The sequence below is a fragment of the Pseudomonas sp. S2_E01 genome, from assembly GCF_054668365.1.
On sequence record NZ_CP162762.1, the window covers coordinates 5256936 to 5272762 of the forward strand.

Genomic DNA, 15827 nt, shown 5'->3' on the forward strand with positions numbered 1-15827 from the left:
TTCAAGCTGCAAGACAATCACGTGTGCAGGCATATCGCGCACTGCCGTTAACTTGCGGCTAAAAGCTTGCCGCTTGCAGCTGCGTCGTCATTGCGGACTCGCACGAGTACTGGTGAGCAGAGATTTCAAGTTCGCTGCCTTCGGTTTGACCAGCCAGAAACGACGCAAGTAATCATCGAGGTTCTCGGCGAGTTCACGACCCCACTCGCTGTCGGTCTCCTCGACGTACTCGTTCAGCACACGTTGCAGGTGGCTGCGATAGGCTTCCATCGCTTCACCGCTGATCCGCTGGATTTCCACCAGTTCGTGGTTGACCCGGTCAACGAAGGTGTTGTCCTGGTCAAGCACGTAGGCGAAACCACCGGTCATGCCAGAACCAAAGTTGTAACCGGTCTTGCCCAGGACGCAGACGAAACCACCGGTCATGTATTCGCAGCAGTGATCGCCGGTGCCTTCCACCACGGTGTGGGCACCGGAGTTGCGCACGGCGAAACGCTCGCCCGCAGTACCGGCGGCGAACAGCTTGCCGCCAGTGGCGCCGTACAGGCAGGTGTTGCCGACGATGGCACTGTCCTGGGTCTTGTAGGCGCTGCCTTTTGGCGGAACGATGACCAGCTTGCCGCCGGTCATGCCCTTGCCGACGTAGTCGTTGGCATCGCCTTCCAGGTACATGTTCAAGCCACCGGCGTTCCACACGCCAAAGCTCTGGCCGGCCGTTCCCTTGAAGCGGAAGGTGATCGGCGCGCCTGCCATGCCCTGGTTGCCGTATTGGCGTGCGATTTCCCCGGAAATCCGCGCACCGATCGAACGGTCGCAGTTGCAGATGTCCAGGGTGAACTCGCCGCCGCTCTTGTCGTTGATGGCAGACATGGCCATCTCGACCATCTTCTCGGCCAAAAGGCCCTTGTCGAATGGCGGGTTGCGATCCACACCGCAGAATTGCGGCTTGTCCGCAGGGACATGGTCGCTGCCCAGCAGCGGGGTCAGGTCCAGGTGATGCTGTTTGGCGGTCTGACCCTCGAGGACTTCCAGCAGATCGGTACGGCCGATCAACTCTTCGAGCGAACGCACGCCCAGCTTGGCCAGCCACTCACGGGTTTCTTCGGCGACGTAGGTGAAGAAATTCACCACCATGTCGACGGTGCCGATGTAGTGATCCTTGCGCAGCTTCTCGTTCTGGGTCGCAACGCCGGTGGCGCAGTTGTTCAGGTGGCAAATACGCAGGTATTTGCAGCCCAGCGCAATCATTGGCGCAGTGCCGAAGCCGAAGCTTTCCGCCCCGAGAATGGCTGCCTTGATCACGTCGAGGCCGGTCTTCAGGCCGCCGTCGGTCTGCACACGGACCTTGCCGCGCAGATCATTGCCGCGCAGGGTCTGGTGGGTTTCGGCCAGACCGAGTTCCCACGGCGCGCCCGCGTATTTGATCGAGGTCAGCGGCGAAGCACCGGTGCCACCGTCGTAGCCGGAGATGGTGATCAAGTCCGCGTAGGCCTTGGCCACACCGGCGGCGATGGTGCCAACGCCCGCTTCCGCCACCAGCTTCACGGAGACCAGCGCCTTCGGGTTGACTTGTTTCAAGTCGAAAATCAGTTGCGACAAGTCTTCGATCGAATAGATATCGTGGTGCGGTGGAGGCGAAATCAGGGTCACGCCCGGGACCGCATAACGCAGCTTGGCGATCAAACCATTGACCTTGCCGCCGGGCAACTGACCACCTTCGCCGGGCTTGGCGCCCTGGGCCACCTTGATCTGCAGCACTTCGGCGTTGACCAGGTATTCCGGAGTCACACCAAAACGACCGGTGGCGACCTGCTTGATTTTCGAACTTTTGATGGTGCCGTAGCGCGACGGATCTTCACCACCTTCGCCGGAGTTGGAACGCGCACCGAGGCGGTTCATGGCTTCGGCCAGGGCTTCGTGGGCTTCCGGCGACAGGGCGCCCAGGGAGATGCCCGCAGAGTCGAAGCGCTTGAGCACCGATTCCAGCGGCTCGATCTCGCTGATGTCCAGCGGCGTATCCAGGGTCTTGACCCGGAACAGGTCGCGGATCATCGACACCGGACGGTTGTCCACCAGCGCCGTGTATTCCTTGAACTTGCTGTAGTCGCCTTGCTGCACGGCGGCTTGCAGGGTGTTGACCACATCCGGGTTGTACGCGTGGTACTCGCCACCGTGGACGAACTTCAACAGGCCACCTTGCTGGATCGGCTTGCGCGGGCTCCAGGCTTCGACAGCCAGGGCTTTCTGTTCGGCTTCGATATCGACGAAACGCGCGCCCTTGATGCGGCTCGGCACGCCACGGAAGCTCAGGTCGCACACTTCTTCGGACAGGCCGATGGCTTCGAACAGTTGTGCACCGCGGTACGAGGCGATGGTGGAGATACCCATCTTCGACAGGATCTTGAGCAGGCCCTTGGTGATGCCCTTGCGGTAGTTCTTGAACACCTCATAGAGGTCGCCCAGCACTTCACCGGTACGGATCAGGTCGCCCAGCACTTCGTAAGCCAGGAACGGGTAGACCGCCGAGGCGCCGAAACCGATCAGCACGGCAAAGTGGTGCGGGTCGCGAGCGGTCGCGGTTTCCACCAGAATGTTGGAATCGCAACGCAGGCCTTTCTCGGTCAGGCGGTGATGCACCGCACCGGTCGCCAGGGACGCGTGGATCGGCAACTTGCCCGGGGCAATGTGGCGGTCGCTCAGCACGATCTGGGTGCGACCGGCACGAACGGCTTCTTCAGCCTGATCGGCCACATTGCGCACGGCCGCTTCAAGACCGACGCTCTCGTCGTAGTTGAGGTCGATGATCTGGCGCTCAAAGCCAGGACGATCGAGGTTCATCAGCGAGCGCCATTTGGCCGGGGAAATGACCGGCGAGCTGAGGATCACGCGCGAGGCATGCTCCGGCGACTCCTGGAAGATGTTGCGCTCGGCACCGAGGCAGATCTCCAGCGACATGACGATGGCTTCACGCAGCGGGTCGATCGGCGGGTTGGTGACCTGCGCGAACTGCTGGCGGAAATAGTCGTACGGCGTGCGCACGCGCTGGGACAGCACGGCCATCGGCGTATCGTCGCCCATCGAGCCCACGGCTTCGTAGCCTTGTTCGCCCAGGGGGCGCAGCACTTGGTCGCGTTCTTCGAACGTGACCTGGTACATCTTCATGTACTGCTTGAGCTGGTCGACATCATAGAAAGCCGAACCGTGATCGTTGTCTTCCATGGTCGCCTGGATGCGCAGGGCGTTCTTGCGCAGCCATTGCTTGTATGGATGACGGGACTTCAGGCGGTTGTCGATCGCATCGGTGTCCAGGATCTGCCCGGTTTCGGTGTCCACGGCGAAGATCTGGCCCGGTCCAACGCGACCTTTGGCGATCACGTCTTCAGGCTGGTAGTTCCAGACGCCGATTTCGGACGCCAGGGTGATGAAGCCGTTCTTGGTAGTGACCCAACGCGCCGGGCGCAGACCGTTACGGTCGAGCAGGCACACCGCGTAGCGACCGTCGGTCATGACCACGCCAGCCGGACCGTCCCACGGCTCCATGTGCATCGAGTTGTATTCGTAGAATGCGCGCAGGTCCGGGTCCATGGTCTCGACGTTCTGCCACGCCGGCGGAATGATCATCCGCACGCCACGGAACAGGTCGATGCCGCCGGTGACCATCAGCTCGAGCATGTTGTCCATGCTCGAGGAGTCGGAGCCCACACGGTTGACCAGCGGGCCGAGCTCTTCCAGATCCATCAGGTCGTTGGTGAACTTGGTGCGACGGGCCTGGGCCCAGTTGCGGTTACCGGTGATGGTGTTGATCTCGCCGTTGTGGGCGAGGAAGCGGAATGGCTGGGCCAGCGGCCATTTCGGCAGGGTGTTGGTGGAAAAGCGCTGGTGGAACACGCAAATCGAGGTTTGCAGGCGCTCATCACCCAGGTCTGGATAGAAGGCGGACAGGTCCGCCGGCATCATCAGGCCTTTGTAAATGATGGTCTTGTGGGAAAAGCTGCAGATGTAGTGATCGACGTCGGCGGCGTTGGCCACGGACGAACGACGACGGGCGCTGAACAGCTTGACCGCCATGTCCTGGTCGCTCAGGCCTTCGCCACCGATGTACACCTGTTCGATTTGTGGCAGGCGTTCGAGGGCCAGACGGCCGAGTACGCTGGTGTCGATCGGCACTTTACGCCAGCCGACCAGCGTCAGGCCTTCGGCCAGGATCTCGCGGTTCATGTTCTCGCGAGCGGCTTCGGCTTTTGCCGGGTCCTGGTTGAAGAAGACCATGCCCACCGCATATTGCTTGGGCAGTTCAACGCCGAAGGTTTCCTGGGCGATCGCACGCAGGAACACATCCGGCTTCTGAATGAGCAGACCGCAACCGTCACCGGTCTTGCCGTCGGCGTTGATCCCACCGCGGTGGGTCATGCAGGTCAGGGCCTCAATGGCCGTTTGCAAAAGGGTATGACTGGGTTCGCCCTGCATATGGGCTATCAGGCCGAAACCGCAGTTATCCTTGAATTCATCTGGTTGGTACAGACCTGCTTTCATAGACACTTTCTCACCAGGCTGCTTCTTATCGAAGCAAATTTCTTTTCAATTCAACCACTTACCGCCCGCGCCGAACGTACGCCAGCTTTGCAGGGGCAAAAGGGAGGTCATTGTACACACCGACACGAAGCCTCACAAATTTGACGACGAAATGTCGCAAATCCATGTCGCATTTGTGAAAGGTTTAAAGCGATCTGCTGTGCTAGTCAAAACTTTTTTTAATTTTGACCGCACGACTCAAAGACTACTATGACGCAGACACCACAACGCACGCGGCCCGGAAGCCGCATGCGCTGCAGAAATTTTGAGGTGCCGGGAGAGGCGGCCTGGGTAAGGCCGCCGAATCTTCAGCGAGTTGCTGCCAGTTCCTGTTGGACGCTGGCGACAGTGCGAGGCCAAGGTTTACCAGCCTGAACCTTCGCTGGCAAGGCCTTGATGGCAGATACGGCTGCATCGCGGTTGGCGAAGTTACCGTAGGTGATCACGTAAAGCGGTTTACCGTTGAGCACCTTCTTGAAATAACGATACTCGCCGCCCTGCTCCTTGACGAAGTTTTGCGCGGTTGCTTCGGAACTGGTGCCGAGGATCTGCACCACGTAGTTGCTCGTCGGCTGGCCAGCATACCAAGTGCCACCCGCAGACTTGGCCGCGGCTGCCGGTTTCTCGGCCGGTTTGGCGGTCGCCACGGCGGCTGGCTTGGCAGGTGCTGGAGCCGGTTTAACCGCTGGCGCGGTCGGAACTGGCTTGGCCGTAGCGACCTGAGTCGGTGCAGGAAGCGGTTTGGCGGTAGGCGTCGGGGCCGGGCCAGCAGGGACGCCTTCAGGTGGCGCAGTGGTGGTTACGGTGGGCGGCGTATTGCTGGAACCTTCGACTGGCACGCCATCGTCGCCTTCGGTGATACCACCGGCTGCTTCAGCAAGCGGGCCGCGCATGACCGGCTGCGAATTGCCGACCAGCGGCAATGGCATCGGTTGCGAGTTACCGGCGAACTCCACGGCTGGCGCGCCACCGCCGTTAGGTTGCGGCGTGCCCTGCCCCAGCGGCAACTGCGCCTGTTCGTTGGCAGGGGCGCCAGTGGTCGGTGCCTTGCTGCGACCCGGCATCAACCAGGCGGCAGCGACCGCGACCACGACGACGGCGGAAATCGCCAATACGTGTTTCTTCGGCATGTTGAACCCCATACTTGGACGTTTGACCGCTGAGCGGCTGGCGATCATGGCTTCGATCATTGCATCGCGGGCGACCTGATTGATGTTGCCAGGCCAACCATCGGAGCTTTCGTGAATATCAGAGATCTGGTCGGCGGTGAAAAGTTCGATACCGCGCCCCGCCCCTTCGAGCCGTTGGTCCAGATACTCGCGGGTCTCTTCTTCGGTGTAAGGCTGCAGCTCGATGACGTGAAAGCGCTCTTCCTCAAGGGTCAACGCTTCCAGCTGTGCAATCAGCGAGGATTCGCCGAACAGGAACACGTGCGGTCGCCCCTCGGGCGCTCCGGCGGCCAGCTCCATCAAGGCTTCCAGTGCAGACTCGTCGAGCTGCTCGGCGTCATCGACCAGCAAGTAGACTTCCTGCCCGGTCAAAGCGAGCTGCACGACCTGGGCCAGGATCGGCCCGATCTCCGCCTGCTCGACATTCAGCGCCTGGGCTACTTGCCGCAGTACGCCGGCCGCATCACCTGCGCCACGAGCGGAAACCACCACGCTCTGTACCGATTGTTTATTGGTACTGGCGACCAGCGCCTGTCGCAACAGGGTCTTGCCGCTACCTTGCGGCCCGGTGACCACCAGCAACAACTGGCTGTAACGGGCCAGGTGGTGCAACTGCCCCAATACCGGCTTGCGCTGGGCCGGGAAGAATTTGAAGCCCGGTACCCGTGGAGCGAAAGGGTCGTGACTTAACTGGTAATGGCCGAGGAAAGCCTCGTCGGCATGCAAACTGGTCATCGGAATCTCATTAACCTTTAAGCTGAGCCAGGGCGCGGTAGTCCGCTCCCAGCGTGGCCTGTAGAACCTCTTTCGGATAATCGTCGGTCACTACCGCTTCGCCCATGTGGCGCAGCAGCACCAGGCGTAAACGACCGTCGATCACTTTCTTGTCAACTGCCATGTGTTCGAGAAAATCGGCTTCAGTCATCTCCTCGGGCGGAATGACTGGCAAGCCAGCGCGCTGGAACAGACGAATGCCGCGATCGCGCTCCTGTTCGGTGATCCAGCCCAGGCGTGCAGACATCTCCAGGGCCATTACGGTGCCAGCAGCCACGGCTTCACCGTGTAGCCACACACCATAGCCCATATGGGTTTCGATGGCATGGCCAAACGTGTGGCCGAGATTGAGGGTGGCACGAACACCGTTTTCCTTTTCGTCGGCACCGACCACCGCCGCCTTGGCCGCGCAGGAACGTTCGATCGCATACGTCAGGGCGACCTGATCGAGGGCACGCAGGCGATCGACGTTTTCTTCAAGCCAGGTCAAAAACGGCTCATCACAGATCAGCCCATACTTGATGACTTCCGCCAGGCCCGCAGACAACTCCCGGACCGGCAAGGTATTGAGCGTAGTGGTATCGATCAGCACCACGTTCGGCTGATAGAAGGCGCCGACCATGTTCTTGCCCAACGGATGATTGATGCCGGTCTTGCCCCCCACCGAAGAGTCGACTTGCGACAGCAGCGTGGTCGGGATCTGGATGAAATCGACACCGCGTTGGTAACAGGCAGCCGCAAAGCCGGCCATGTCACCGATCACACCGCCGCCCAAGGCGACGACCGTGGTGCGCCGATCATGCCGCGCGGTCAACAGACCATCGAAAATCAGTTGCAGGGTTTCCCAGTTCTTGAAGGCTTCGCCGTCGGGCAACACTATGGAAACGACAGAGAACTGGGCAAGGCTGCGGGTCAGACGTTCGAGATAGAGCGGCGCAACGGTTTCGTTGGAGATGATCGCCACCTGCCGACCGCGAATATGCGGGGCCAGCAGCTCGGGTTGATCCAACAAACCTTCGCCAATATGAATCGGGTAGCTGCGCTCGCCTAGATCGACCTTGAGTGTCTGCATGTGTCCCCACAGTGAAGATGGAATCAGGCGTCCTGCCTAAGTTATTAAACGAATATCCACGGCATCTGCTGGTGTGACGCCGTTCAGTAGCCATCCGCCACAACTTGGCAGTTATGGCAGGACGCCGAGGATAGCGCATTTCGCGCCGTGCTTTAACGGGGAGGCAGCTGGTTCAGGCGCTCGAGAATGTCGAGCACCACCATCCGCGGCGGTCGCTCGTCGGTTTCCACCACCAGGTCGGCGATTTCCCGGTACAGCGGGTCGCGCAACTCTAGCAGGTCACGCAGGGTCTTGGCCGGGTCGGCAGTACGCAACAGAGGACGATTGCGATCGCGTGCAGTACGACCGACCTGTTGTTCGACCGAGGCATGCAAATAAACCACCCGACCACCGGCGTGCAATGCCCGACGATTGGCTTCGCGCATGACCGCGCCGCCCCCGGTGGCCAGCACCACGCCATCGCAATCACACAGCTCGGCAATCATCGCCTGCTCTCGATCACGGAAACCTGGTTCGCCTTCCTTATCGAAAATCCATGGGATATTCGCGCCCGTGCGCAATTCAATTTCCTTATCGGAATCTTTGAACGGCAGGCGCAGCTCTTTGGCCAGCAACCGGCCGATGGTGCTTTTTCCAGCGCCCATCGGTCCAACAAGAATCAAATTTCGCACAGAATCAATGACTCACAGCAATCGCCTGATTGTTCATGATACGCGGAGTGAGAAACACCAGCAGCTCGGATTTTTTCTCCGAAACCACATCACGCCGGAAAAGGCGGCCAAGATACGGCACATCGCCAAGAAATGGCACCTTATCTACAACCTTGCTCTGAGTATTTGAGAAAACGCCACCGATCACGATGGTCTCGCCGTCGTTGACCAGAACCTTGGCGTTGACCTCGTTTTTCTTGATGGGCGGTACATCCTGCACTTTGTTGAGGTAGTCCGGTTCGTCCTTGGTGACCTTGACCTCCATGATGATGCGATTGTCCGGCGTAATCTGCGGTGTCACTTCCAGCGACAGCGAGGCCTCTTTGAACGAGACCGAAGTCGCGCCGCTGGAGGCGGCTTCCTGGTAGGGGATCTCGGTACCCTTGAGGATTTTCGCCGTCTCCTTGTCGGACGTGACCACCTTGGGCTGCGAGACGATTTCACCGTTACCGGTTTTCTCCATGGCCGTCAGTTCGAGATCCAGCAACACATTGTCGGTGATGAACGCGATGCCGATCCCCGAGGTATTGGCCGTGGTGCCCATGTCGACGAACGGTGTGTTGGTTCCGGTGCTGCCCGGCGTACCGATGGTCGTCGATCCATTCGCGCCGTTGCTGACGCCGGACGTGTTCCAGTTGCCCTTGTTCTGGACTGAACCACCCCAGCGCACACCCAGGCTCTTGTCGTAGTCGACGTTGGCTTCGACAATCCGCGCCTCGATCATCACCTGGCGCACCGGGATATCCAGCTGCGCCACGATTCGGCGCAACTCGTCAAGGCGATCCTGGGTTTGGTAGGCAATGATATTGTTGGTCCGCTCATCGACAGTGATCGACCCGCGCTCGTCGACTTTCGCCTCGGCACTGGTCACCGATTGGAACAATTTGGCGATATCGGCCGCCTTGGCGTAATTGACCTGCAGCAGTTCCCGACGTAGCGGTGCGAGCTCGGCGATTTGCTTTTGCGACTCCAGCTCCTGGCGTTCGCGGGCGGCAATCTCATCGGCTGGCGCCACCAGCAACACGTTACCGATCTTGCGCTTGTCCAGGCCCTTGGTCTTGAGCACCAGGTCCAGCGCCTGGTCCCACGGCACATTCTGCAGGCGCAGGGTAATGCCTCCCTGCACCGTGTCGCTGGCGACCAGGTTCAGGTTGGTGAAGTCGGCAATCAGTTGCAGCACCGAGCGCACGTCGATGTCCTGGAAGTTCAGCGAGAGTTTTTCGCCGGTATAGGCAAATCGCTCGGCGTTGCGTTTTTGGAGGTCGTCGACCGTCATCGGGCGAATGCTGACGGTCAGCTTGTTATCGGTCTGATAGGTGGAATAGTCGAAAGCGCCGCTGGGCTCGATGACGATGGTGGCCCGATCACCGGTGGCGCTGGCGCTGACGAATTGCACGGGCGTGGCGAAATCCTTGACGTCCAGGCGCACCCGCAACGGTTCCGGCAGTTGGGTCCTGGGGAACCCCAGGACGATCTTTCCATCGCGCTCCTGAATGTCCGGGGCAATGGACGGGTCGGACAAGTCGATGACCACGTTGCCCTCGCCCTGGGTGCCGCGCTGGAAATCCACGCCGCGAATAGCCTTGCTCACTGGCGCATAGCTTTTGGCGGGCGCCGCCGAGGCCGTGGCCGCACGCGAGGGCTTGGCGGCGGGAGAGGACGCCTGGGCACTGGGACCACGGCCGACCACCACAAACACCTGATTGCCTTCGACCCTCGCGGTGTACGGGGTCAACTGCGTGAGATTGATGATCAGCCGCGTACGCCCCTTGGCCTCCACCACCGTGGCGCTGCGGGCATTGCCACCGCCCAGGTCGTGGGTTTTTCTCGCCAACTGATTGGCCACGCCGGGCAGGTCCAGTGCAATCCGGGCCGGTTGTTCGGTCGTGTAACCCTGGGGCTGAGGAGGGGTGCCATCGAACGACAATTTCAACTCGATGCGGTCACCGGGCAACGCCGCGACATCCAGCGCCTTGAGGTTGGCCGCCAGTACCATCGGTGACATCAACGCTATCCATAGCGAAATTCCGAAGGTTGCGAAAATCCTGTTCATTATCCGAGTTCCACTATGAGTGCTCTTTCAAAGGGATGGTCCGCGGCCGCTCCAGCCAGGTGCCCTGGCCATCGGGAACGATTTCGACCACATCGACTTGGGAGGCGCTGATGGCGACAATCCGCCCGTCGTTGCGCCCCAGGTAATCGCCGACTTTCAGCCGATGCACACCACCCGCTCCACGCAAAAGCGCGAATGAGCCCGCGGCATTGGAGATTGTGCCGACCATTTCAAACTGCTCGATGTTGAAGCCTTCGAGGTACTGCTTCACCCGATTGGGGTCGGGTTTGACGTTGCGCGAGCCGAGCTTCTGGCCCGCTGGATCGACTTTGACCTGTCGGGAAAACGGGCTGCGCAGGTTCGCCGCGTCATAAGTGAACGTGGGGTATGACCGGAACGTCGGGGTTGGTTCAATCTTGCCCGGCGCACGCAGACGCATTTCATTCATGTAGGCGTCCAGGTCGTGGAAGTCATTGCCGTTGCCACACCCGGCCAGGACAGCCATCGCTGCGATCACTACCCCTGTACGAATCGGGCTCATTTTTGCGGCCCCTTGTCGTTGTAGCGGTAGGTCTTGGCCAGAATGCTCATGCGTAGTTTCGGACCGCCCTCGGGGTTGACGGGAGCGATGTCGAAGTCGTGCAGGGTGACGATTCGTGGCAATCCGGCGACGCCGCTGACGAAGGTGGCAAGGTCGTGATAGGCGCCCGTGACGGTGATCTGGATCGGCAACTCGATATAGAACTGTTGGGTGACCTCGGGCAGCAGCTTGATTTCCTCGAACTCCAGGCCACTGCCCAGACCGGTCCGGGTGATGTCCTCCAGCAGGCCCGGTACTTCGGTGTCGCTGGGCAATTGACGCAACAGCACGCCGAAGGAATTTTCCATTTCCTTCATCTGCTGGATATACAACTCCAGGTTCGCCGACATGTGCACTTTGTTGGCGAATTGTTCCCTTAGCGTCGTCTCCTCCTGACGCTTGAGCTGGAGCTGGTTTTCAAGGTCGCTCACGGAAAAGTTGTAGCCCAACGCGAGCACCATGAGCGCCAGCAGGATCCCGACCACCGCCTTGATGGCGGGGGGCCAGGACCCCATGTTGCTGGTATCCAGGTCATTGATGTCAATCTTGCGCAACCCTTCAAGCCATTCAGCCGGCCTCATTGAACGGCCTCCTCGGCAGCTGGCCGGGTCTGGCGAACGGTCAACTGGAAGACGTTGGCCTGGTCCGGCTGGCCAGCAGTGGCTGCCTTGACCTCCGTCAGCGTGGGCGCGTCGAACCAGTCCGATGCATCCAGGTTACGCATCAGGTCAGACACGCGATTGTTCGATTCAGCCGCGCCGACAATGGAGAGGGTCTTGTCCTCCATCTTCACCTCGGTGAAATACACCCCGTCCGGCAGGGTTCGCGCCAACTGGTCAAAAATACGCCCGCTGATGGAACGATTGCCCTGCAGGTCCTGGATGATGCGCATCCGTTCGACCAGTTGCTGACGCCGGGCCTTGAGGTCGCTGATCTGCTTGATCCGCTCATCGACTGCGACAATTTGCTCGCTGATGTAGTTGTTCCTCGTGACCTGGCGGTCAATGGCGCCACTGATTGCCTGTCCGGCAATCAACACCGCACCGATCGACCCCACCAGTACACCGGCCAATGCCAGCAGGAAACGCTTGCGGCGGTGCTCGCGCAGCTCTTCGCGCCAGGGTAAAAGGTTGATCCGCGCCATCAGTCGAAACTCCTGAGGGCCAGACCGCAGGCGATCATCAACGCCGGCGCATCGCTGGCCAGGGCTCCGGCATTGACCTTGCTGCTCAGGGCCATGTCCGAGAAAGGGTTGGCTACCTGAGTTGGCGTGCCCAGTCGCTGCTCGATCAGGCGATCCAGCCCGGGGACTGAAGCGGTGCCGCCGGCCAGAAGGATGTAGTCCACTGCGTTGTACTGGCCAGAGGCGAAGAAAAACTGCAACGAACGCGATACCTGCTGCACCAGCGCATCGCGGAATGGCTGCAGGACTTCACTCACGTAATCGTCGGGCAAGCCGCCCTGTTTCTTGGCCAGCCCCGCCTGTTCGAACGTCAGGCCGTAACGGCGCTGGATTTCTTCCGTCAATTGGCGCCCGCCGAATAATTGCTCGCGGGTATAGATGATGCGGCCGTTGTGCAGCACGCTGAGGGTGGTCATGGTGGCGCCGATGTCGACCACGGCGACCGTCAGTTGCGCCTGGGAGGCAGCCAATTGGCTGGCCATCAAACCGAATGAACGCTCCAGTGCATACGCCTCGACATCGACCACACGGGCAGTCAGCCCCGCCAGTGCAAGGGCAGCCTCGCGGACTTCGACGTTTTCCTTGCGACAGGCTGCCAGCAGCACATTAACCCGTTCGGGGTTACGCGCCGATGCGCCCTGGACTTCGAAATCGATGGCGACTTCGTCCAGCGGATAAGGAATGTACTGGTCGGCCTCGATCTTGAGCTGGTTTTCCATCTCGTCGTCGGAAAGACCGGCATCCATCTCGATGGTCTTGGTGATCACCGCCGACCCGGCCACCGCCACCGCCACGCTCTTCAGTCCGGTTCTGGCCTTGAGCAACACGCGCGTCAGTGCCTGGCCCACGCCCTCGAGCTCGGCGATATTCTTCTCGACCACCGCACTGGCGGGCAACGGCTCGACCGCATAGGCCTCGACGCGGTAGCGCTCGCCCTGGCGGCTTAACTCCAGAAGTTTCACCGACGTGGAACTGATGTCGATCCCCAGCAGCAGATTGGCTTTTTTATTGAAGAGTCCTGGCACTACCAATTCCCTATGACTTTCCGTGAGTTACGGACTCTGTAATGTCCATTGCGTTCCATCCATCCGTCTCGCCCGCAGTGCGAATGACGCCCCCGATGGAAAAATGCTTATAATGCCCAACGTTTTTCTCCGCTTTTTTCGTTAAGCGCGGGTCGTTCTCCTCGTTATCTGAACCTTGATGCCTCAATCATTTTTTGCCCTGGATATCTCAAAGTCTTGATTCGTCTGCTGAAATTTATCGGTTGGTCCATCGTCGCCGTTTTCTGCGGACTGCTTCTGGGTCTGAGTGGCGCATTTCTTTACCTTAGCCCCGGATTGCCGTCTGTGGAGGCGTTGAGAAGCATTCAGTTGCAGATTCCTCTTCGGGTCTACAGCAGCGATAACAAGTTGATCGCAGAATTTGGCGAAATGCGCCGCACGCCGATCCGTTTCGCCGACATTCCGCCCAATTTCATTAATGCGCTGTTGAGCGCCGAAGATGACAATTTTGCCAACCACTATGGTGTCGACCCAAGCAGCCTGATGCGCGCCGCGACCCAATTGGTCAAAAGCGGTCACATTCAATCCGGCGGCAGCACCATCACCATGCAGGTGGCGAAGAACTTCTTCCTGACCAGCGAGCGCAGCTTTTCGCGAAAAACCACGGAAATCCTGCTCGCCCTGCAAATCGAACGTCAGCTGACCAAGGACGAAATCCTCGAGCTGTACGTCAACAAAATCTACCTGGGTAACCGTGCCTACGGCATCGAGGCGGCGGCACAGGTGTATTACGGCAAGTCGATTCGCGACATCAGCCTGGCGCAGATGGCGATGATTGCCGGCCTGCCGAAGGCCCCATCGCGCTTCAACCCGCTGGCCAATCCGGCGCGCAGCAAGGAGCGTCGTGACTGGATCCTGGGGCGCATGTACAAGCTCGGGAAAATCAGCGAGAGCGACTACACCGCCGCGATCAACGAGCCTTTGAACGCCAGTTATCACGTGCCGACGCCGGAAGTGAACGCCCCTTACATCGCTGAAATGGCCCGCGCCGAAATGGTCGGTCGCTACGGCAGCGACGCCTATACCGAAGGTTTCCGCGTCACCACCACCGTGCCCAGCAACTTGCAGGAAATGGCCAACAACGCGCTGCACGAAGGCTTGATGACCTATGACCAACGTCACGGTTATCGCGGCCCTGAATCGCGCTTGCCGGGCAAGACTCGCGAAGCCTGGGCCACCGAATTGACCAAGCAGCGCACGATCAGCAGCCTCGAGCCCGCCATCGTGACCCAGGTCGACAAGACCGGCCTGCAAGTGTTGACCCGTAGCGGCAGCGAGCACGTGGGCTGGGACACCATGAAGTGGGCGCGGCCATTCCTCAACACCAACAGCATGGGCGCCAACCCCAAGCAGCCAGCGGACGTGGCCCAGGTCGGCGATTTGATTCGCGTGCAGCGCCAGGCGGACAACTCGCTCAAATTCAGCCAGATCCCGCAGGCGCAGGGCGCACTGGTGTCCCTCGACCCGCAGAACGGCGCGATTCGTTCGCTGGTCGGCGGCTTCGCCTTCGAACAGAGCAACTACAACCGCGCCATGCAGGCCAAGCGCCAGCCGGGCTCGAGCTTCAAGCCATTCGTTTACAGCGCGGCACTGGATAACGGCTACACCGCCGCCAGTCTCGTGAACGATGCGCCCATCGTGTTCGTCGACGAATACCTGGACAAAGTCTGGCGCCCCAAGAACGACACCAACACCTTCCTCGGCCCGATCCGCCTGCGTGAAGCGCTGTACAAGTCGCGCAACCTGGTGTCGATCCGCCTGCTGCAGGCGCTGGGTGTTGATCGCACCATCGACTACATCAGCAAGTTCGGCTTCAACAAGCAGGACCTGCCACGCAATCTGTCCCTGGCGCTGGGCACGGCGACGCTGACCCCAATGGAAATCGCCACCGGCTGGAGCACCTTTGCCAACGGCGGCTACAAGATCACGCCGTTCATTATCGACAAGATCGAAAGCCGCAATGGCGACGTCCTGTTCGTTGCCAATCCGCAGAGCGTCCCCAAAGGCGAAGCCGCCTCGGATGGCATTGCAGCACCGGCCACGCAGGCCTTCACGGTCAACGCCACGCCCGGCGAAGCCGAAGGTCAACCCGCCCCGCAGGTACCAGCCGTGGCCGAGCGCATCGTCGATGGCCGAACCACCTACATCCTCAACAGCATGCTCCAGGACGTGATCAAGCTGGGCACCGGCCGCCGCGCGCTGGCCATGGGTCGCTCCGATATCGCGGGCAAGACAGGGACCACCAACGAATCCAAGGACGCCTGGTTCTCGGGCTACAACGCGGACTACGTGACGACGGTGTGGACCGGTTTCGACCAGCCGGAAAGCCTTGGCAAGCGTGAATTCGGCGGCACCGTCGCCCTGCCGATCTGGATGAACTACATGTCCGCCGCACTCAAGGACAAGCCGCCGCACACACAACCAGAGCCTGAAGGCATCCTCAGCCTGCGAGTCGACCCGATCAGCGGCCGTGCGGCCACGCCAAGCACGCCAGGGGCGTATTTCGAGCTGTTCAAGGCCGAAGACACACCACCGTCGGTCAACGAGCTGGGTAACGGCACAGCCCCTGGCAGCCCGCTGCCGGCGGACGAGGCGGCGCCGATCGATTTGTTCTAGAGGGGCAGCGGTAAGCTTTGAGCTGCAAGCTGCA

10 protein-coding genes are annotated in these 15827 nt (G+C 60.4%); 1 reads left to right on the plus strand and 9 read right to left on the minus strand.

Going from position 1 to position 15827, the window contains the following annotated elements; all coding sequences use genetic code 11:
* Positions 1-87 precede the first annotated feature (87 nt).
* From gltB to AB4O36_RS24270, 9 genes are all read right to left on the minus strand, one after another.
* The gene (gene gltB, locus AB4O36_RS24230) at positions 88-4533 is read right to left on the minus strand and encodes a glutamate synthase large subunit (protein ID WP_460118801.1); all 4446 of its coding nucleotides are present in this window, start codon (positions 4531-4533) and stop codon (positions 88-90) included.
* 347 nt (positions 4534-4880) lie between these two features.
* Positions 4881-6476, minus strand: coding sequence for an AAA family ATPase (locus tag AB4O36_RS24235; RefSeq protein WP_460118803.1), 1596 nt, complete (start codon positions 6474-6476; stop codon positions 4881-4883).
* A gap of 10 nt (positions 6477-6486) precedes the next feature.
* Complete coding sequence (aroB, locus tag AB4O36_RS24240; RefSeq protein WP_460118805.1) at positions 6487-7587, minus strand: 3-dehydroquinate synthase; 1101 nt, start codon at positions 7585-7587, stop codon at positions 6487-6489.
* A gap of 152 nt (positions 7588-7739) precedes the next feature.
* The gene (gene aroK, locus AB4O36_RS24245; protein WP_460118807.1) at positions 7740-8258 is read right to left on the minus strand and encodes a shikimate kinase AroK; all 519 of its coding nucleotides are present in this window, start codon (positions 8256-8258) and stop codon (positions 7740-7742) included.
* A 4-nt stretch (positions 8259-8262) separates the two neighbouring features.
* On the minus strand, positions 8263-10350 hold the full coding sequence (gene pilQ, locus AB4O36_RS24250; RefSeq protein WP_460118809.1) for a type IV pilus secretin PilQ: 2088 nt from the start codon (positions 10348-10350) through the stop codon (positions 8263-8265).
* 13 nt (positions 10351-10363) lie between these two features.
* A complete protein-coding gene (locus AB4O36_RS24255; RefSeq protein WP_460118810.1) occupies positions 10364-10891 on the minus strand; it encodes a pilus assembly protein PilP in 528 nt (175 codons plus the stop codon).
* Entirely contained in the window at positions 10888-11511 is a 624-nt protein-coding gene (gene pilO, locus AB4O36_RS24260) for a type 4a pilus biogenesis protein PilO (protein WP_460118812.1), read from the minus strand. Before pilO ends, AB4O36_RS24255 begins: the two co-directional genes overlap by 4 nt.
* Complete coding sequence (locus AB4O36_RS24265) at positions 11508-12074, minus strand: PilN domain-containing protein (protein ID WP_460118814.1); 567 nt, start codon at positions 12072-12074, stop codon at positions 11508-11510. Before AB4O36_RS24265 ends, pilO begins: the two co-directional genes overlap by 4 nt.
* Entirely contained in the window at positions 12074-13138 is a 1065-nt protein-coding gene (locus AB4O36_RS24270; protein ID WP_460118816.1) for a pilus assembly protein PilM, read from the minus strand. The genes AB4O36_RS24265 and AB4O36_RS24270 overlap by 1 nt, the downstream gene beginning before the upstream one ends.
* Before the next feature lie 216 nt (positions 13139-13354).
* On the opposite strand from AB4O36_RS24270, the gene AB4O36_RS24275 reads away from it, so the two are divergent.
* Positions 13355-15793 (plus strand): penicillin-binding protein 1A, encoded by a 2439-nt coding sequence (locus AB4O36_RS24275; protein WP_460140444.1) that lies wholly within the window; start codon positions 13355-13357, stop codon positions 15791-15793.
* Positions 15794-15827: the final 34 nt, after the last annotated feature.